This is a genomic window from Ureibacillus sp. 179-F W5.1 NHS (genome assembly GCF_045369345.1).
In the GTDB taxonomy this organism is placed as follows: domain Bacteria; phylum Bacillota; class Bacilli; order Bacillales_A; family Planococcaceae; genus Ureibacillus; species Ureibacillus halotolerans.
This window is the reverse complement of the sequence record NZ_JBIQFG010000042.1, coordinates 1-18,806: the sequence shown is the minus strand read 5'-3', so window position 1 is coordinate 18,806 and position 18,806 is coordinate 1. Positions and strand designations below refer to the sequence as shown.

The following is an 18,806-nucleotide window of genomic DNA, read 5'->3' as shown; positions in this document are numbered from 1 at the left end:
GATGGGGTATGTAGCAGTAACAGGTGGACAGGAAGCGATCGAGGCTTCCCTTCAACATTTAACCTATGAACGTATTAAAGAAGGGAAATTCATTGATGTTGAATCGATTAAAGCAACAATGCGAGGTTTCTTAGATCAAGTGATGTCAGAAAGCAGTCTTTATAGTGAGCGTCTTGCAGCACTGGCTATGAAACAAAGTGAAGGTAATGTAGAAGAGGCAGTATTTTTGTTACGAGCCCACCGCTCTACTTTACCAAGACTATATTATTCTACTGTAACGGACGCTAGAGATATGTTCGTCATTCGTCGTATATCAGCGAGTTTTAAAGATATACCAGGAGGTCAAATTCTAGGGGCATCCCACGACTATTTGCATCGCTTACTAGATTTTTCTTTAGTAGAGGAAACAGAACAAGACGTCTTAAGAAAAAAAGCAGAATTCGAGGCAATCGAAGTACCTGAGGAAAGTTCGTTAACTTTAGAAAAACTACCTAAAGTAATGGATTATTTACGAAAAGAAGGACTTATTAATGAATTTCCCTTAAACGACGAAGAACCTGATGATATCACGAAGGAAAGCTTAACTTTTCCAAGTAGTCGAAGCGAACGTCTTCAAATTTTAACTCGTGGTCAAACTGGATCGGTGACTTCCCTTGGCTATGCTGGTTTGCGAGGCTACGGATCTTCCCATCCAAATGTCGGGGAAGTACGGGTAGGTTATCAACCGATTCATATTGCATTAGATGAAGACGGAGATGAATATTACATTGGTTCAATTAAATTAACGGAAGTTGAGTCGTTCATTCCGGCTAATATCAGTGAAGATGGTAAAGAAGTTTTAGAGTTTGATATCGGTTACGGTGCTTGTTTTGGTCAAAACGAAACGAAAGCAATTGCCATGTCGATATTAGATCATGCATTAGAAAACCCGGAAAACACGCCAATTCATGATGAGGAATTTGTTCTCCTTCACGTGGATACGGTGGAATCAACTGGATTTATCTCACATTTGAAGTTACCTCATTATGTAACGTTCCAATCGAAATTGGAGCAAATCCGGAAAATTAAAAGGGAAGGTGTCACGAATGAATAAGTTTCCTTTCGCATTTTTAGATGAGCAATCTAAAAAAGAAATAAGACGAGCGGTTTTAAAGGGAGTGGCTATCCCTGGTTATCAAGTTCCTTTTGCTTCAAGGGAAATGCCTATTGGTCGGGGATGGGGGACGGGAGGACTTCAAATTACTCTTGCCCTAGTTGGACAAAGTGATGTGTTAAAAGTCATTGACCAAGGTTCTGATGAGTCAGTGAATGCCGTTAATATAAAGAAATTAGTGCAAGGTACAACAGGAATTGAAACAACGATCCATACAAAGGAAGCAACTTTAATTCAGTCCCGCCACCGAATACCGGAAGTGCCATTAAGAAGTGATCAAATTATGATTTTGCAAGTTCCTGAGCCAGAACCCCTTCGTTCAGTGGAGCGAAGTGAGTTCAAAACAAAACAGCTTCATGCGGAAAAGGAATATAGTGGAGCGTGGTTGTTACTATTTGAGCAAATTATGCGCTATAACCAAACGTCTCAAGGGGCGGATTATCCGGTATTAGTACATGATCGTTATGTAATGAATCCGAGTCCAATTCCCCGATTTGATAATCCAAAAATTCATAATAGTGACGCCCTCATTCTCTTTGGAGCAGGCCGAGAGAAGAAAATTTATGCAGTACCTCCTTATACAAAGGTAGAATCGTTAGCCTTTGATGATTATCCTTTTGAAATTGAAAAATTTGAAGGGAAGGCATGTAAAGTTACTGGATTAACCGATGTATTCCTAGATGAATTAACCGATGAGCAAACGGGAGAAACGTATTATTTATGTAATGATACGAGCTTTATGCAGGAATATTTAGAGAAGCGGGGGACTGTTCATGTTCGATAAACCAATTTTACAAATAAAAAATTTATCGAAGCAATACGGTGAAGGGTGTTCTTATTGCCAACAAGAAGATGCAAAGTTAGAAAGAAACTTCTGTCCGGTTTGTAAAACGGTCTATGCATGTAAAAATATTTCCATCGATCTACACCGGGGTGAAATTTTAGGGATTGTTGGTGAAAGTGGTAGTGGTAAGTCTACATTGATGAAATGTTTATACTTCGATGAAGAAATAACAACTGGGGAAGGCTATTTAACGGATTATTTTAACGGGAAAGAAAATATTTTTACCCAGTCTGGGCAGCAGAAAAGATTTATTCGCAACTCATTATTAGGAATGGTTTATCAAAATCCGATGCTAGGCTTAAAGATGGACTTTTCATCTATTAGCAATATTGCAGAAAAACAAATAGCAGCGGGCAATCGCAATGTAGAACAAATGGTAGATCGAAGTAATGAGTTATTAGACAAAGTAAATATTTCGATTAAGAGAAGTAAAGAACCACCTAAAAATTTCTCTGGCGGTATGCAACAACGGGTCCAAATCGCAAAGGCATTATCTAGTAATCCACCAATTCTTTTGCTAGATGAAGTGACAACGGGCTTGGATTTATCGGTTCAAGCAGCTGTTCTAGATTTGATTAAAACGATACAACGAGTAATGCAAATCTCAATGATTGTCGTATCCCATGATTTAGCAGTCATTCGTATGCTAGCAGATCGAACGGTCGTTATGTTAAATGGACAAATCATTGAAGAAGGCTTAACAGATCAAATTTTAGAAGACCCACAACATGCTTATACACAGCAACTTGTTTACTCATTACTTTAGGAGGCGTCGTTATGTTCATATTAACCAATGGCACGATCGTTACTGAAAAAGAGATGTTAAAGCATCATGCAATCGTTGTGGAAAATGATATCATCTCGAAAATTATTCATGAAAAAGAAGTCGAGCAATATCCGGATGCCGTTGTAATGAATGCCAACGGAGGATACATTTCCCCAGGCTTTGTGGACATTCATTCTGATTATATTGAAACAATTGTATCACCTCGCCCTAATTCGATGATGGATATGACATTAGGGTTGCGGGAAAGTGAACGTATTTTAATGACCCATGGGATTACGACGATTTTCCACTCTTTATCCTATTACGGTGATGATAAATACTCCCATAAAGCGATTCGAAATCCAGAAAATGTTCAAAAATGTGTTAATGCCATCAATGACTCCCACCAAAGTCAGCATTTAATTCGTCACCGTTTACATGCACGTTTTGAAATTGATTGTTTAGATCAATTACCGGTGTTGATTGAAAATATTCAAGACGATAAAGTACATCTTTTATCATTTATGGACCACACTCCAGGGCAAGGGCAATATCGTAATCTTGAAATCTATAAACAAATTATGCGCGGTTATCGAAATATGACGGAGCAAGAGGCGGATACGTTAATCGAAAGCCAAATTGAAAAAGAAAAAATAACGTTAGATCAAATAGAGGAAATTTGTAAGTTAGCGTTAGAAAGAAATATTGCGGTTGCTTCCCATGATGATGATGAAGTTGAAAAATTAAAACTTGTTAAATCCTATGGAACGACGATAAGTGAGTTTCCTATTACGTTGGATGTGGCAAAGGCAGCAAAGACAATAGGACTTCAAACAATAGCTGGTGCGCCAAATATTTTACTTGGCGGTTCCCATTCAGGAAATTTAAGTGCAGCAGAGGCGATTCAAGCAAGGGTAATCGATATTATTTGCAGTGACTACTATCCTCCGGCAATGCTCCACAGCATTTTTGAAATGAACAAAAAGTACGAAGAAGATTTACATTATCTATTCCAATTAGTAACGATCAATCCGGCCCGTGCAGTTAATTTAGGACATTTAATTGGATCGATTGAAGAAAATAAGAAGGCGGATTTATTGATTATTGAGCAATTGGACGACGGATATCCGACCATTACAACGACAATGGTTGATGGAAAAGTGATTATGCAAACAAATTATCGTTAAAAGGGAGGGTTGTTTATGATACAAGTCGAGAGTTTACAAAAGTATTTTACAATTCATCATTTAAATAAAAGGTTACATGCAATTGAAGATATTTCGTTTACGGTGAAAAAAGGTCACTTTCTAGGAATCGTTGGTAAAAGTGGAAGTGGGAAATCAACAATTCTTAAAAGTATATACGGCACGTATCAGCCCCAGGCAGGTGCTATTTATTATGAGTCGGAAGAGTTTGGGAAAATGAATATCTTAACTGCTACCCCTCGGGAAATGATTCATTTACGAAAATATGAAATTGGATACGTTTCCCAATTTTTATCCGTCATGCCGAGAACAACAGCATTTGAACTGGTCGAGCAATCTGCGTTAGAAGCAGGAATGAACAGCGAACAGGCGATAAAAGAAGCAAAAGCAACATTAAAACATTTCGATTTAGATGAATCATTATGGAATAATTACCCGAATTACTTTTCAGGTGGGGAAAAATTACGTCTCAATATCGCGAGAGCTGTTATAAAAAAGCCCCGTTTATTATTGTTAGATGAACCGACAGCCAGTCTAGACGATGTTTCAAAGTTAAAGGTAAGGGAATCAATCGAAAAATTAAAGCAACAAGGAACAACGTTAATCGGAATTTTCCACGATTTAGAATTTATGGACGGCTTATGTGATGAAGTATTTACAATGCAAAAAGCGGTGGTGAATGCAGTTGAAAATTGACCTTCATATGCATAGCACCTATTCAGATGGTGCGGATACGATTGAAGAGTTATTTCAAAAGGCGAGGGATAAAGGTTTAACGCATATTAGTATTGTGGATCATGATACGACTGATCATATTGAACAAGCCTTTAAGGTTTCAAAAGAATATGATATTCAATTTATTCCGGGTATTGAAATCTCAGCCTATGATTTCAAAAGAAAACGAAAGGTTCATATATTAGGCTACGATTTCAAACAAAATCATCATATTAAAGCGTTGTGTGATCGACTTTTGCAAAGACGACATGAGCATTCGTTATGGCAGTTAAAGCAAATTATATCTGCTGGATACGATATTACGGAAGAACAGGTTATGGCCTATGTTAAAGAGGGAGGCGTACTTTATAAACAACATATTATGAACGCTCTTACAAATAGCCCATATACTTCCAAACAGTACCAGACATTATATAAATCGTTGTTTAAAGGAAATGGGGTAGCTTCCGGGGATATAGACTATTTAGATGCCTTTGAAGCAGTTAAAGCAATTGGAGCAGATGGTGGGTACGCAGTTGTCGCTCACCCAGGCCAATTGAATTCTTATGATATAGCAGAGGAACTAGTACCCTATGGATTAAAAGGGGTGGAATCTATTCATCCAGATCATAATGAAGAACAAGTTAATAGAATTGTAAAAATTGCACGAGATTACAATCTATTTTTAACGGGCGGTTCTGATGACCATGGGCGTTACGGCGCGGTTTTAAATAGCGAAAATTATATAGTGGAAAGTATAGAGCATGTCCCGTTTATTAAATAGATGTTAATAATTGTTAAGTGTTTTGGAGACTGCTTTTCAACCGATAAATATGTGTTTTAATAATTTGTGTAGAATACAATCTACAAAAAACTATGAAATTAAAGGGAGATTAAAATGAAGAAAAAGTTTGTTGCTATTATTTTCATGAGTATTTTAGCAGTTTTAGCCTTAGTTGGTTGTAACTCCGAGGCTGCAAATACTGACAATGCTAATGCAAATGATGAAACATCAAGTAATCAAGAAAATGCAAGTAACGAAGAAACTTCAAAAAGTGACGAACCCTTAACGGTTGTTTGGTATCCAAATGAGTCGGGCAACGAATTAAAAGCAGCCCGTGATGCATTAGGTTCATTAATTTCTGAAGCTACAGGCCGTGAAGTAGAACATAAATTAACTACAGACTATGCGATTGCAATTGAAACGATTGCAAACGGCAATGCTCATGTTGCCTTTATGGGAGCTCAAGGTTATATCGAAGCAAATGAAAAAAGTTCAGACGTACAACCTTTAGTCGTTCCATCTGGTGCATCTGGAACTCTTGATGACGCAGTATATTATAGCTGGTTAGCAGTACCAAAAGATAAAGCCGAAGAATATAAAACAAATGGCGAATTCGATATAAATAAAATTGCTGGTAAACGTTTCTCGTTCGTATCAGCTTCATCAACATCAGGATTTAAAGTACCTTCCGAAGCGATCATTAGTCACTTTGGAGAGCAAGAAGAGTACAAAGATTTAACGGCAGAAGATTTAGCAGAATCGAACGATTTATTCCCAGAAGTATTATTTGGTGATTCACACCAAGGTTCCGCTGTCAACATGTTAATGGAACGTTCTGACGTTTCTGCTTTCTGTGATACATGTGTATCAAACTATGTGGAATTAGTAGAAGGGGAAGCTAATACACCAGGTGCTGTTTATAAAGTAAAAGATGATGCAGCAGCTCCATTCAACAATTTAACTGGTAAAGAATTTACATTAATTTCTGTAACACCAGTATTAAACGCTCCGTTCGTAGTAAATGAGTCTGTACTTTCCCCAGAGGAAATTACGGCATTAGAAGAAGCATTTACTTCTGATGAAACTACAAACAATGAGGAAATTTTTGTTCCAGAAGGATCTGAAACACCTGGTTTATTCGAAAAATCTGAAGGTGGAAATGAACGATTTGTAACTGCTGAAGACGATTGGTTCGATCCAATCCGTGAATTATCAAAATAATTTTTGAGAAGAAAAGAGAGAGCTTATAAACCTTTATAAGTTCTCTTTTTAAAAATTATTATGATGTTTAAAAGAAGCTTGAGTTAATAAAAAGGAGTTGTCACAATGCAACAGGTTTTGAATAAGGAGCCAATCATTTCGAAAGCCGAGATTTCAAAAAAAGTCCAGAAGGGCGAAGTCATTTTAAAAGTCCAAGATTTATTTAAAAGTTATAATCGCGGCACACCTGTTCTTCAAGATATTCAAATGGAATTAAAACAAGGGGAGTTTATTTCAATCATTGGCCCATCTGGTGCTGGGAAATCAACTTTTCTAAGATGCATTAATCGAATGATTGACCCAACAAGTGGAAGTATTGTGTTTGATAATACTGAGATGACCTTTTTAAAAAAGGCAGATTTACGAAAACAACGTTCGAAAATCGGCATGGTGTTTCAACATTATAATTTAGTATCACGATTAACTGTTTTTGAGAACGTGTTACATGGGAGATTCGGTTATAAATCGACCATACAAGGTGTGTTTAGTCTTTTTTCAGAAGAGGAAAAGGAGCTAGCATTAACGATTTTGGACAAACTCGGTATGAAAGAATTTGCCTATAAACGATGCGATCAATTAAGTGGTGGGCAAAAGCAACGTGTCGGAATTGCAAGAGCATTAGTACAACAACCAAAGCTACTGCTTTGCGATGAACCGATTGCTTCCCTCGATCCGAATGCTTCAAAGGTCATCATGGATCATTTAAAGGATATTTGTGAAACGATGGGGATTACCGTATTAGTCAATCTTCATCAAGTCGATGTAGCGTTGAAATATTCTGATCGAGTAATTGGGTTAAATAAAGGGAAAATTGTCTACGATGGTATACCTGAAAAGCTTTCGAACGCTGCTATCCGTGACATTTATGGATCAGAAATTGAAGATTTGATTTTGGAATAGGACGGTGCAAAAGTAATGGAAAATCGTCTTGATGTAATTAAAAAAAAGAAAATTCATATGACCTTAGTGTTACTCATCATGTTACTCATTACGATGGGGACTTCGATGATAACCGATTTTAATTTTGTTGAAGGATTTCAATCTATACCTGGAACGATTGCTTGGATGGCCGCGAATTTAATTCCTGGTGCTGAAGCGATGGAAAATTTCTCTAAAGTATTAGCGAAACTATGGGAAACGATTGTATTATCAATTATTTCAACAACAACAGCTGGTTTGTTTGCACTGTTCTTCGCTTTATTTGGATCGAAAACAACGAAAGTAAATCAACCCCTTGCAGTATTTTCACGATTTATTGCATCTGTATTCCGAAACATTCCGGTCGTGGCATGGGCATTAGTGCTCGTCATTTCCTTCGGTCATAATGTTGTAACAGGTTATTTTGCGCTATTCTTTACTACTTTTGGTTTTTTAGTTCGTGCGTTTATCGAAACTATAGACGAAGCAAGTATGGAATCTGTTGAAGCATTGAACGCGACAGGGGCTACATATTTCCAAATGGTTTTCCGAGGGGTACTTCCTGAAAGTTTGCCGCAAATGGTCAGTTGGTTATTTTTCATGATTGATACAAATATTAGAAGTGCTACCCTTGTTGGGTTATTAACGGGTACTGGGATAGGTTATTTGTTCGATTTGTATTATAAACGACTCGATTATGAAACAGTAGGTTTAATTACCATTTGTATCATTGTGGTCGTTATTACTATTGAATTTATTTCAAATAAAGTTAGGAGGCTCATTTTATAATGCAGGCTACCTCATCCATGCAGAGTAATATTAAGGTGCGAAATGGCAAGATTCAAATAAAGACGTTTAATCGTTCAAATTTTGTGTTGCACTCTATTTTAAGCTTTCTCGTTCTATTTACGATTGTAGCACCATTTTTTTTAGAATATGGCGCGATTGATATACAAACGGCTATTTTCTATACTTTAGACAATTTAAAAATGATGTTTTTACAGCCAGCTTTAAGTCAAGTTACGATAAGTGCAGCGTTATATCAAATTTTAATTACGTTAGCATTGGCCTTTTTATCTACATTAATTGGTGCAGTAATTTCCTTTTTCTTAGCGATACTAAGTGCAAAAAATTTAATGCCTTCCTACATTTCGAATATCATTATTGCTTTTAACTCCTTTATTCGCGCGGTACCTACCGTATTATGGGTATTAATCTTTGCTATCGTAGCGGGGCTAGGTAGTGTGGCGGCAATCTTAGGGATGACGTTACATACCATTGCCTATTTAACAAAAGCCTATGCCGAGTCCTTTGAAGAGATTGATCAAGGAATGATTGAAGCATTACGTGCGACTGGAGCAAAATGGTGGCACATTATCGTACATGTTGTGTTACCCCAAACTTCGTCTTATATGGTGTCCTGGACATTCCTTCGCTTTGAAACAAACTATGGTGTAGCAATCGCGATGGGAGCGGCTGCGGCTGCAGGTGGTATTGGATTTGAGTTGTTTATGGCATCAAGCTTCTATTATGATTTACATGAAGTAGGGATGATTACTTATTTCGCATTACTTATTGCGCTTATTTTAGAGTTCATTTCCATCCGTATTAAAAATAAATTAATAGGAAGTAAATCATAAAAAGGAATGGTTGAAGTCCCTCTATAAAAGGGGGATTTTTTTACGTTCAAATCATTGTGGAAATCATTTATCGCAAATTGAGATTGTTTTAATACTTTTATTGCATATTTAACAGTATCTTGTTGTATTTGAAGGGTAAACTGTGTATGATATAAAATATCTGAAAATTCAAACTAAGGAGTGTTGCACAAGGTGAATAATTTATTATTATCTAGGTTTGAAACTTATTTATTGGATGAGAAATTAGAAATAGAATTTGACGAAATGGAAGAAAGTATAGATGAGGAATCAAATCATTACGAAGAATATCCACCTGGGTTCTTCTCCGATTTATAAAATCTGTTGGCGGCGACAAATCCTTTAAGGAATTTGTCGTTTTTTTATTACATATCATCTCCTTCCTTTCTCTTAATTTTGATTGGTAGGCAGAAGCGGTTAATATTTATAAGGTGGTTATGTATAATAGAATAAGTGAATTGAAAATCGAGGTGCGAAAACATGGGTCAGGTTAGAACATACGAAGAAGTTATCTATGGATGGTTTGAGCATTTTCATGAAAATCCAGAAGTTAGTTGGAAAGAAGTAGAGACGACTAAAAAAATTGCATCGATTTTAGATGAAATGGGAGTCAATTATAAATTATTTTCTGATTTAACGGGTCTTGTTGCTGAAATCGGTCAAGGAAAAGAAGTGATTGCAATAAGGGCAGATATTGATGCATTATGGCAAGAAGTAGATGGAGAAATGCGTGCGAACCATTCTTGTGGACATGATGCGAATATTTCTATCGTTTTAGGTGCACTCCTTCAGTTAAAGGATCAACCTTTAAATAAACGAATTCGATTTATTTTTCAACCGGCCGAAGAAACAGGCGGTGGAGCAATTGAAATGGTCAAACGTGGAGTTGTAGATGATGTATCGCACTTGTTCGGAGTTCATTTACGTCCAATAGAAGAATTACCTCTTGGGAAAATTACCCCTGCTATTCACCATGGGGCAGCGTTATTTTTGAATGGTTCCATTCATGGGATAGATGCCCATGGTGCCAGACCGCACCAAGGAAAAAATGCAATAGATGTTATTTTTGCAATCCAACAGATGTTAAAGAATATTTATATTAATCCTTTTGAAGTATATAGTGCGAAGCTGACAAAAATCGTCGCGGATGGAGGAAGCACAAACATTATTCCTGGAAATGCGACTTTCTCGATGGATGTACGTGCCCAAAAGAATGCAGTTTTGGACGAAATTCAACAACGAATCGAGGGAGGGTTTAAGTCGATAGGTGACATGTTTGGAGTGAAGATTTGTTGGGATTGGGTTGATAAAACGCCGGGAGCAGAAGTTTCTGCGGAAGCAATGGAAATGGCGAAAGCTTCCATTATCGAGTCGCTAGGGATGGAATGCTTAGAGCAACCAATTTCCACACCAGGGAGCGATGATTTCCATTACTATACTGTTTTACGTCCCCATTTAAAAGCGACAATGATCGGTATCGGGGCAGATTTAGCACCTGGATTACACCACCCTAAAATGACGTTCAATAAAGAGGCGTTGATTACAGGAGCAAATGTATTAACAACTTTACTAAGCAATGCAGCAAAAAGGATAACGACTAAAGAGAGATAAAAGGAAGTTTAGAATAATGAAAATTAAACAAATTGAAATTTTTGCAGTAAATTTACCTTTAATTAAACCGTTCATTATTAGTTACGCTACTTACCCTCATATTCAATCAATTATCGTAAAATTGACAACCGAATGTGGCCTTGTAGGTTGGGGAGAATGTGTTCCAGATGAACATATTACTGGGGAAACACCTGACTCTACTTATGCTATGTTGAAGTATACGTTGGCACCATCTATCATTGGTCAAAATCCAATGGAATTTGAAAAAATTCATGAAATGATGGATAAAAAGGTACACAAAGCACCTGCTGCTAAAGCAGCTATCGATATTGCTTGTTTTGATGTAGTAGGAAAAAAATTAGGAGTTCCTGTTTATCAATTATTAGGTGGACGTTATCATGAAAAATTCCCAGTAACCCACGTATTAAGTATCGATGATCCAGACAAAATGGCGGATGAAGCCGAAGAAAAGGTGAATGAAGGTTATCGGTCATTTAAAATGAAAGTCGGTGTGGATGTTGCTGGTGATGTAAAGCGAATTAAAGCGGTTCGTGAACGCGTCGGAGAAGAAATCGCCATTCGCGTAGATGTGAACCAAGGCTGGGTGAATAGCGCCAATACCCTTCAAGCTGTACGTCATTTGGAAGGGTTAGGAATTGATTGGTTAGAGCAACCGGTATTACAAGATGATATCGATGCTATGGTGGAAATTAAGGCAAAATCTACAGTACCAATTATGATTGATGAAGGAATTCGTGATATGCACGACATGCGAGAAATTATTGCGAAACGAGCGGCCGATAAAATCAATATTAAGTTAATGAAGTGCGGTGGTATATACCCTGCAATGAAACTTGCTAATATGGCTGAGATGGCAGGGATCGAATGTCAAGTTGGATCAATGGTTGAATCTTCAATTGGCTCAGCAGCAGGTTTCCATGTAGCTTTCTCAAAGAAAATTATAAAAAGTGTGGAATTGACTGGTCCTGTTAAGTTCTCTCAAGATTTAGGAGATTTAAAGAAAAGCTATATCATTCCATTTATTCAATTAAATGAACGTCCTGGTTTAGGTGTAGAGGTGAATGAAGCAATACTTACCCAACTTACCCAACATTCGGACAAAGTAGGTGAGTAGGGTGAATAGAATTTATGAAGGCTTGTTGGACAAGCAACCATTTTTTGTGAAAGTACTCGATAAAAGTCATTTGCCAAAAGTACTTGATTTGCAAGAGGTTGTTTATGATGCCTTGCCTAATAAAGACATTCTACAACCGTTATCTGAAGAAGAATTTTTAGTTATGCTCGAAGGTAGTGGATTAATCATCGGTGCATTTGTTGGGGAGACATTAATCGCATTCCGTGCAGTAGTAGCTCCAAAAATCGATGAAAAACATTTAGGATATGATATTGGATTAGTAGATGAATCAGATTTGAAACGAGTTCTTTATCAAGAAATATCCAACGTCCATCCCGATTATCGAGGGTATGGTTTACAAAAAACATTAGCGAAAGTGATTATGCGACAAATCGATATGAATCAATATGATTATCTAGCGGCAACCGTCATGCCTTATAATATTGCGAGTTTAAAAGATAAATTTGCCCAAGGGTTTTATATAGTTGCTTTAAAATATATTTATGGTGGGAAATTACGTTATGTTTTTGCTTTAGACTTACGTGAAGAACCAATCTATGAAGATGAACCGGTAACGATTTCGATGGGCGATATAGAAACTCAACAAAGGCTTATACAAGAAGGATTTATAGGGGTTGCAATGAAATCGTTAGAAAATGATTGGGTAGTTATTTACAAGAAGAAAAGATAAAAAGTGCAGCAGTAATAATTATTTATAGAAAAAACGCATGAATGTTGAAAAAAAATAACACTCATGCGTTTTTTATTCGTTATTTCATCGGGCAAAACTCACATCGCAATAAGCCAGGAACATCCTTTGAAAAACAGCAACTTTTCCGTAAAGGTTTATTTACTAATTGGGCTGGAATTTTTCCCCCTGTATATTGGTAAAACCACGATTTATTTGAAAAACGTTGCCATACTTTCGTATCTTCTAAAATTTCTAGATCCTCAAAAGCGCGGTCAGCAAGTAATGGATTTTCCAGCAGTTCATAATAATTCCACAACATATATCCAAAAATATTTTCCCATAAAGTTAAAGGGGAGATGGAAGTTGTTTTTCGTAATTGCAAAATGACTTCATGGCATTGATATAATAATTTACCAATGACATATTCCCGTTCATTATCTTCCACATAACGGAAATCGTTAGGTGTGATGAAAGTACCGAGGGTATTGACACCAAATTCATTAATCAGACTATATCGAATATCTTCCCTTTTACCATCCCATATTTCATCATACATCGCTAGCATATGAAATTGGGTAGCAATGAACATTCCAAACCGTCTTCCAAAGTGGGAAATGGCAGCAGCTTCTGTATTTGCTTGCGTGATCCCCATCATTAAATTTCTAAAATCGGTTAAATAAAAATCTCTATGTAAATTTTCTAATGTAAATAATGGGCGTTCAGGGTCCTCTGTAAAAATACTAAAGGAGTTTAAAACACGTATTTGTTCATAGGTAAGGGCAGGCATTTCGTTCACCTTCTTTTTTACATTAACTATAACATTTTCGTCTTTTTTGATGAAGTTTTAACACATAGTAAGGGGGATCATGAACCAATTTTAAATGATGGAACAGAGAAGTTCTTTTTCCCGTCTATTAGAAAAAAGGGATAATGGGAGATTTTTTCAAATATAGGTAACGGAATCGGTATGGAAATGCCAATTTTAAGTATTTGAATGGCTATATTAAAGGGAATCGTTATAACAATATTAAAAAATTGGTAAAAATGTTGACATTTTAAATGAAAATGATTATCATTATCGTATAAACAAAAACTTATTACTTAAATGTAGTAAGCTTTTCTCCAGTATACTAATCTAACGTTCTCCCCCCTAATTGAACGTTGGGACACTTTATAAGGCCGGCTTCAACTTTGAAGCTCGGCCTCTTTTTCTTTTAGCACCGATTTTTTTGCAACGAGCATGGTGTGATAACTATGTAATAACATGCCCAAAATAATAACTACGATTCCTATTAATGCAATTGGGGTTGGTAAAGGAATACCTAATAAAAGCATTTCTCCCATAATGGCAAATAGAACTTCGGTTGATTGGGTTGCTTCAACGGCAGCTAATTTTCCTTGATCCTCACGGGAACGATCCGTTGCAATAAAGAACAAAGTCGTAGCAATAACTCCTGAACTAATTCCTACTATAAAAGATTGAAAAACTTGATTTCCAGAAGGGAGCCCGACTGTCATTAGGGCATAGATTGCAAGACAAATCCAAATCGGTAAAGAGGCGATAGTCATACCAAGAACTCGTTGATACGTATCGAGTCGTCCTCCACATACTTCCATCATTTTTCGATTTCCTAACGGATAGGCAAAGGCAGCGATTAAAACCGGTAAAATACCGAGTATAAACGTTTTAAATGATAAAGTTTGTGCTTGTGGTATTTGAATTAGGAATATCCCTATTAATATTACAAAAGAAATAATTAATGATAGAATGGGTATTCTTTGACGAACATTTACTCCATCTATAACTGTAACAAATAGGGGAGCTAATAAAACACCAGCCACAATAGTAAATTGCCATGTTCCAGAGACGAGCCAACCAGGTCCAAAGGAAGCTGCATAGGTAAGGGGGGCGTAGAATAATCCAAACCCTACAAAACTCCAAAGTAACCATTTAGTTGGTTGGGACTTTATTTCAAACGTAAGTGGTTTCCATCCTTTTCGTGAAAATACGATAATTAATAGAAAAGGAAGCATGAAGAAGTAACGTAATGAAGAACTCCAAAGCCAGCTGCCACCTTCCAATTCCATTGAATGATTTAAGACAAATGTGACAGCGAAGAATAATGCGGCTAATATACCTAAAGCAATCTCTTTCAATTAAACAACCTACTTCCTATTCAAGATTTAACGAAGTATGTAAACTGAATTTTCCAACTATTATATCGATAAAAATACGAAGTAAGAAAACAAATCTTACTTCGTAAAATGTATTATTTTGCTTGTTCCTCGTACAATCGGATAATTTCTAAAATCACTCTTGTTGCTTTTTCCATTGTTTCAGCAGATACAAATTCAAATTTACCATGCATGTTCTCCCCACCTGCAAAGATGTTTGGAGTTGGGAGACCCATAAAGGATAGTTGAGAACCATCTGTACCTCCACGAACAGGTTCAATGATTGGTTCGATATTTAAATTTTCCATTGCTTTGTAGGCGATGTCAACGATTTCTTTAACGGGCTCGATTTTTTCACGCATGTTATAGTATTGATCTTCAATTTCAACAGTAATCGCATCTTCGCCGTACTTGTTTTTCACCATTTGTTCAACTTCTAGGAAATGGGCCTTTTTCGCTTCGAATTTTTCACGGTCGTGATCACGAATAATATATGAAAGTTTTGCTTCTTCAATATGACCGTTGAAGTTCATTAAATGAATAAAACCTTCATAGCCTTCTGTTTTTTCAGGAACGCTTTCCTTTGGCATAGAATTTTGGAATTGAATGGCTAAAGTAATCGCATTTACCATTTTATTTTTTGCTGAACCCGGATGGACACTAGTACCACGAGTTGTTACTTTAACGCCAGCAGCATTAAAACTTTCATATTGCAGTTCACCTAGTGGACCGCCATCCATTGTATAAGCATAATCCGCTCCAAAAGCTTTTACATCAAATTTATGAGGTCCACGGCCGATTTCTTCATCAGGCGTAAACGCAACACGAATCTTGCCATGCTTAATCTCTGGATGTTGTACTAAATATTCCATGGCAGTCATTATTTCAACAATACCGGCTTTGTCATCGGCTCCTAACAGAGTCGTACCGTCCGTCGTAATTAGTGTTTGACCGACATAGTTTTTTAAATTTGGGAAGTAACTAGGAGACATTGTAAGTTCATCATTTAGTCGAATATCTCCACCATCATAATTATCGATACGTTGAGGATTTACGTTTGTTCCAGAAAAGTCGGGAGACGTATCAACGTGTGCTAGGAAACCGATTGTTGGAATGTCTTTGTCCGTATTAGCTGGTAAAGTGGCAAATAAATATCCATTTTCGTCTAATGTGATCTCTGTTAGCCCGATTTCTTCTAGTTCATCTTTTAATAGATTTAATAAATCAAATTGTTTTTCAGTAGAAGGTGTTGTAGAGCTTTCTGGATCTGATTGTGTATCAATTTTAGCGTAGCGAATTAATCGTTCAATGACTGTTTCTTTCATGGATAATCCCCCTCATTGTTTAGTGCTTCTATTGTATCACGTTGCTTCGAATTGCGGAATAATTTGGAATACTCAAAGCCATTAATAATTGTGCACTATAATAAGTTAGCATAATAAGCTGATGGGAAAATTCTACGTTTATAACAAACTTGTTAATAGCTAATATAGAATCGGAAATAATAAATAATATCGCCCCGGCTACAGCATATTTAGAGCCTGCTCTAAAGGAGGTCCACCCCATCGTTAATATGACAAACATATAAATTGTAACTGCACATGCTAAAATAAGCTCATTTTTCTGAATTAAAGTTCCGCCAATCCAAATTAACATAATAACTCCATATACGATAAGGATAACCTTTACCCATAAAGGAGTAGCCTGTTCTTTCGTTGATAGGAAAGCTCGAATATAAAAAATATGACCGATTAGGAAACTAATAAGCCCAATGATAAACCATTGCAATGTATAATCCCCGATGGCACAAAATATAAGAGCAATAATCATTAATGTTTTATAAGGGATAATATGCTCAACTTTAAATAGAAAAGCTAACAAAATGACTAAAACCATCGGTATTAATTTAAATACCATTACATACGGATCGCTAATGGTGTCTAATAAAAAGACGTAATAAAACCCGAAAACAATAAATAAACCAATTATCCATTTGTGTAATACGATAATGAACACTCCTTTTTTAATTATTTATGAAACTATTTAAGGGGCTATTCCGTAAAAGAGATATAAGAAAGGGTGATTCTATTGACACAGACTCTCATTTTGGCGCTAATAGCTGCTGTGATTGCAACGATTCTCATTGTCCCACTTTCCAAAAAGATTTATAAAGGGCAATTAACGACTCAGCAATTAGTTAAAACGTTAATCAGTGTTCTAATAGCAAGTTTTATTATTTGTTTAGCAATACTATATATAACAAAAATTGATCTACACTGGACTATCTTTGTCTATATATTACCAGTTTTAGCATTAATAGGTGCTGTTTTATCTACTGGAGTTGAACAAACCTTTAAAGGAATTGTTTTTTTAGCTAGTTTAATTTTATTAGGGTATTTATTATCTGCTCCTCTTTGGAATGCAAATGAAAAATATGAATCTGCAAAAATGGATGAACAGGTTGAAATTGAACCGTTCGATGAAACACAAACACCTGCTAGCGTACCGCCACGATTTGCGGAAAATAAAATGAAAAAAGCCTTTGGGCAAGTACCAAATACTAGTTACTATCAGTTAGGAAATTTACAAATTCAAAAAGTAAACGATGAATATGTTTATATTGCGCCTGTTGAATTCTCTGGGTTCTTCAAATGGTTTAACGGTAAAACGACACCTGGTTATTTCACGATGAGCGCTACAGATTCGACGGATAATCCGAAGTTTGTAGAAGCAGAAATGGCTTATGTACCGTCTGCCTTTTTAAATCATAATTTAGAACGTCATATGCGTCTTGAAAATCCAACTTTAATTTTCTATGGAGAACCTCAGTTGGAAGTAGATGATGATGGGAAACCATATTACATTCGCTCTTACGGTGAGTTCGTTACGGCCCGCAACGGATTTGATGTTAAGGGGATTGTTATGGTTGACGCAGAGACAGGAGATTCAGAAGTATTAACTTTAGATGAAGTACCTGAATTTATTGACGGAGCGGTATCTCCTGAATCGGTTAGTCTTCAAAATAGTTATTTTGGTAAATACGTTCATGGTTTCTGGAATAGCGTATTCGGTAAAAAAGACGTGAAGATACCTTCTGACGAAGGAACAGAAGCTAATGTAAGCCCAGTTTTCAATGAAAAGGGTGAAATGTATTATTTCACTGATTTTACAAGCCCTAAAGAAGGGGTAGATTCGATGTTAGGATATTCATTAACGAATGCCCGTACAGGTGAATCGACTTACTTTACAGGAAGTCTGGAAGAATCATATATGGATTCCCAAGGAGCTCTAGATATCATTGAAAAGAAATTTATCGAAAAAGAATGGCAAGGTGAAATGCCAATTTTATATAACTTCTATGGTGAAGCAAGCTGGTTAGCTCCAGTTTTAGACTCGAATGGATTTTTACAAAACTACTTTATCGTATCAGCAGCAAACCCTGAAATTTCAGCTTATGGTACGACACCAAATGATGCTTTAAAGCAGTATAAAACTGCCCTTAGTCGTGGTGGAGGTACCGTTGATGGAACATCCAATTCCGAAGAGGCTACCATTACAGGGCAAGTTGAACGGGTGTATAAAGAACGGGTAGGTGATTATACGGTCGTTTCATTCTTATTAAATACTGGTCAAAACTTTACGGTTAGCACGCAAAATGTTCCTTTAGTTATTTATTTACAAGAAGGGGATCAAGTTGCGATTACTTATTACGCAACGGGTGAATTATTCCTTCCTGTAAAAGAGATGGTAATAGAAGGAATAGCGGCACCTTAATACAAAAACCTGACAGATGATATTATCCCCTTTAAGTAGACAATGTTAAAAAAACTACAGTACGCTGTAGATAACATTTTACTTAAAGGGGATTTTTCTATGTCGAGAAAAAATAATA

Annotated in this window: 19 protein-coding genes; 15 read left to right on the top strand and 4 right to left on the bottom strand. The window is 36.4% G+C overall.

Annotated elements, in window-relative coordinates:
* Position 1 precedes the first annotated feature (1 nt).
* The 14 genes from ACH0B5_RS14935 to ACH0B5_RS14870 all read left to right on the top strand — a co-directional run bounded on the left by ACH0B5_RS14935 (position 2) and on the right by ACH0B5_RS14870 (position 12,739).
* On the top strand, positions 2-1,093 hold the full coding sequence (locus ACH0B5_RS14935) for a carbon-phosphorus lyase complex subunit PhnI (protein ID WP_122971782.1): 1,092 nt from the start codon (positions 2-4) through the stop codon (positions 1,091-1,093).
* Positions 1,086-1,937 (top strand): alpha-D-ribose 1-methylphosphonate 5-phosphate C-P-lyase PhnJ, encoded by an 852-nt coding sequence (locus tag ACH0B5_RS14930; protein ID WP_122971783.1) that lies wholly within the window; start codon positions 1,086-1,088, stop codon positions 1,935-1,937. The genes ACH0B5_RS14935 and ACH0B5_RS14930 overlap by 8 nt, the downstream gene beginning before the upstream one ends.
* Positions 1,927-2,763, top strand: a complete 837-nt coding sequence (locus tag ACH0B5_RS14925) for an ATP-binding cassette domain-containing protein (RefSeq protein WP_406928039.1) — start codon at positions 1,927-1,929, stop codon at positions 2,761-2,763. Before ACH0B5_RS14930 ends, ACH0B5_RS14925 begins: the two co-directional genes overlap by 11 nt.
* A gap of 11 nt (positions 2,764-2,774) precedes the next feature.
* Complete coding sequence (phnM, locus tag ACH0B5_RS14920) at positions 2,775-3,950, top strand: phosphonate metabolism protein PhnM (protein WP_122971785.1); 1,176 nt, start codon at positions 2,775-2,777, stop codon at positions 3,948-3,950.
* A 15-nt stretch (positions 3,951-3,965) separates the two neighbouring features.
* Positions 3,966-4,664 (top strand): phosphonate C-P lyase system protein PhnL, encoded by a 699-nt coding sequence (locus ACH0B5_RS14915; protein WP_122971786.1) that lies wholly within the window; start codon positions 3,966-3,968, stop codon positions 4,662-4,664.
* Positions 4,648-5,466, top strand: coding sequence for a PHP domain-containing protein (locus ACH0B5_RS14910; protein WP_338322895.1), 819 nt, complete (start codon positions 4,648-4,650; stop codon positions 5,464-5,466). Before ACH0B5_RS14915 ends, ACH0B5_RS14910 begins: the two co-directional genes overlap by 17 nt.
* Positions 5,467-5,580: 114 nt before the next feature.
* A complete protein-coding gene (locus ACH0B5_RS14905; RefSeq protein WP_122971788.1) occupies positions 5,581-6,687 on the top strand; it encodes a PhnD/SsuA/transferrin family substrate-binding protein in 1,107 nt (368 codons plus the stop codon).
* Positions 6,688-6,792: 105 nt separating this feature from the next.
* A complete protein-coding gene (phnC, locus tag ACH0B5_RS14900) occupies positions 6,793-7,626 on the top strand; it encodes a phosphonate ABC transporter ATP-binding protein (protein ID WP_122971789.1) in 834 nt (277 codons plus the stop codon).
* A gap of 15 nt (positions 7,627-7,641) precedes the next feature.
* Positions 7,642-8,433: a PhnE/PtxC family ABC transporter permease gene (locus tag ACH0B5_RS14895; protein WP_341361498.1), complete on the top strand. Its 792-nt coding sequence runs from the start codon at positions 7,642-7,644 to the stop codon at positions 8,431-8,433.
* Positions 8,433-9,284: a PhnE/PtxC family ABC transporter permease gene (locus ACH0B5_RS14890; RefSeq protein ID WP_241559303.1), complete on the top strand. Its 852-nt coding sequence runs from the start codon at positions 8,433-8,435 to the stop codon at positions 9,282-9,284. Before ACH0B5_RS14895 ends, ACH0B5_RS14890 begins: the two co-directional genes overlap by 1 nt.
* A gap of 192 nt (positions 9,285-9,476) precedes the next feature.
* Positions 9,477-9,620 carry a hypothetical protein gene (locus ACH0B5_RS14885; protein WP_158599686.1) on the top strand — a complete coding sequence of 48 codons (144 nt, stop codon included), beginning with the start codon at positions 9,477-9,479 and terminating at the stop codon, positions 9,618-9,620.
* Between the two features lie 162 nt (positions 9,621-9,782).
* Positions 9,783-10,913: an amidohydrolase gene (locus ACH0B5_RS14880; RefSeq protein ID WP_122971791.1), complete on the top strand. Its 1,131-nt coding sequence runs from the start codon at positions 9,783-9,785 to the stop codon at positions 10,911-10,913.
* A 16-nt stretch (positions 10,914-10,929) separates the two neighbouring features.
* Positions 10,930-12,048: a mandelate racemase/muconate lactonizing enzyme family protein gene (locus ACH0B5_RS14875; RefSeq protein WP_122971792.1), complete on the top strand. Its 1,119-nt coding sequence runs from the start codon at positions 10,930-10,932 to the stop codon at positions 12,046-12,048.
* 1 nt (position 12,049) lies between these two features.
* Positions 12,050-12,739, top strand: coding sequence for an N-acetyltransferase (locus tag ACH0B5_RS14870; RefSeq protein ID WP_122971793.1), 690 nt, complete (start codon positions 12,050-12,052; stop codon positions 12,737-12,739).
* 79 nt (positions 12,740-12,818) lie between these two features.
* On the opposite strand, the gene ACH0B5_RS14865 is transcribed toward ACH0B5_RS14870, so the two are convergent.
* From ACH0B5_RS14865 to ACH0B5_RS14850, 4 genes are all read right to left on the bottom strand, one after another.
* A complete protein-coding gene (locus tag ACH0B5_RS14865) occupies positions 12,819-13,526 on the bottom strand; it encodes a Fe-S oxidoreductase (protein WP_122971794.1) in 708 nt (235 codons plus the stop codon).
* 398 nt (positions 13,527-13,924) lie between these two features.
* Positions 13,925-14,896, bottom strand: coding sequence for a DMT family transporter (locus ACH0B5_RS14860; protein ID WP_122971795.1), 972 nt, complete (start codon positions 14,894-14,896; stop codon positions 13,925-13,927).
* Positions 14,897-15,009: 113 nt separating this feature from the next.
* On the bottom strand, positions 15,010-16,239 hold the full coding sequence (pepT, locus tag ACH0B5_RS14855) for a peptidase T (protein WP_406928038.1): 1,230 nt from the start codon (positions 16,237-16,239) through the stop codon (positions 15,010-15,012).
* Between the two features lie 28 nt (positions 16,240-16,267).
* Complete coding sequence (locus tag ACH0B5_RS14850; protein ID WP_122971835.1) at positions 16,268-16,831, bottom strand: lysoplasmalogenase; 564 nt, start codon at positions 16,829-16,831, stop codon at positions 16,268-16,270.
* 171 nt (positions 16,832-17,002) lie between these two features.
* Between ACH0B5_RS14850 and ACH0B5_RS14845 the strand changes: the two genes are divergently transcribed.
* Positions 17,003-18,688: a hypothetical protein gene (locus ACH0B5_RS14845; protein WP_122971797.1), complete on the top strand. Its 1,686-nt coding sequence runs from the start codon at positions 17,003-17,005 to the stop codon at positions 18,686-18,688.
* Positions 18,689-18,806 lie beyond the last annotated feature (118 nt).

Excerpts from the sequence above, each read along its gene's own strand:
- ACH0B5_RS14905 (WP_122971788.1), top strand. The coding sequence starts at position 5,581 with ATGAAGAAAAAGTTTGTTGCTATTATTTTCATGAGTATTTTAGCAGTT.
- phnC (WP_122971789.1), top strand. The coding sequence starts at position 6,793 with ATGCAACAGGTTTTGAATAAGGAGCCAATCATTTCGAAAGCCGAGATT.
- ACH0B5_RS14890 (WP_241559303.1), top strand. The coding sequence starts at position 8,433 with ATGCAGGCTACCTCATCCATGCAGAGTAATATTAAGGTGCGAAATGGC.
- ACH0B5_RS14895 (WP_341361498.1), top strand. The coding sequence starts at position 7,642 with ATGGAAAATCGTCTTGATGTAATTAAAAAAAAGAAAATTCATATGACC.
- ACH0B5_RS14910 (WP_338322895.1), top strand. The coding sequence starts at position 4,648 with ATGCAGTTGAAAATTGACCTTCATATGCATAGCACCTATTCAGATGGT.
- phnM (WP_122971785.1), top strand. The coding sequence starts at position 2,775 with ATGTTCATATTAACCAATGGCACGATCGTTACTGAAAAAGAGATGTTA.
- ACH0B5_RS14850 (WP_122971835.1), bottom strand. The coding sequence starts at position 16,831 with ATGGTATTTAAATTAATACCGATGGTTTTAGTCATTTTGTTAGCTTTT.
- ACH0B5_RS14935 (WP_122971782.1), top strand. The coding sequence starts at position 2 with ATGGGGTATGTAGCAGTAACAGGTGGACAGGAAGCGATCGAGGCTTCC.
- ACH0B5_RS14925 (WP_406928039.1), top strand. The coding sequence starts at position 1,927 with ATGTTCGATAAACCAATTTTACAAATAAAAAATTTATCGAAGCAATAC.
- pepT (WP_406928038.1), bottom strand. The coding sequence starts at position 16,239 with ATGAAAGAAACAGTCATTGAACGATTAATTCGCTACGCTAAAATTGAT.
- ACH0B5_RS14880 (WP_122971791.1), top strand. The coding sequence starts at position 9,783 with ATGGGTCAGGTTAGAACATACGAAGAAGTTATCTATGGATGGTTTGAG.
- ACH0B5_RS14875 (WP_122971792.1), top strand. The coding sequence starts at position 10,930 with ATGAAAATTAAACAAATTGAAATTTTTGCAGTAAATTTACCTTTAATT.
- ACH0B5_RS14930 (WP_122971783.1), top strand. The coding sequence starts at position 1,086 with ATGAATAAGTTTCCTTTCGCATTTTTAGATGAGCAATCTAAAAAAGAA.
- ACH0B5_RS14865 (WP_122971794.1), bottom strand. The coding sequence starts at position 13,526 with ATGCCTGCCCTTACCTATGAACAAATACGTGTTTTAAACTCCTTTAGT.
- ACH0B5_RS14915 (WP_122971786.1), top strand. The coding sequence starts at position 3,966 with ATGATACAAGTCGAGAGTTTACAAAAGTATTTTACAATTCATCATTTA.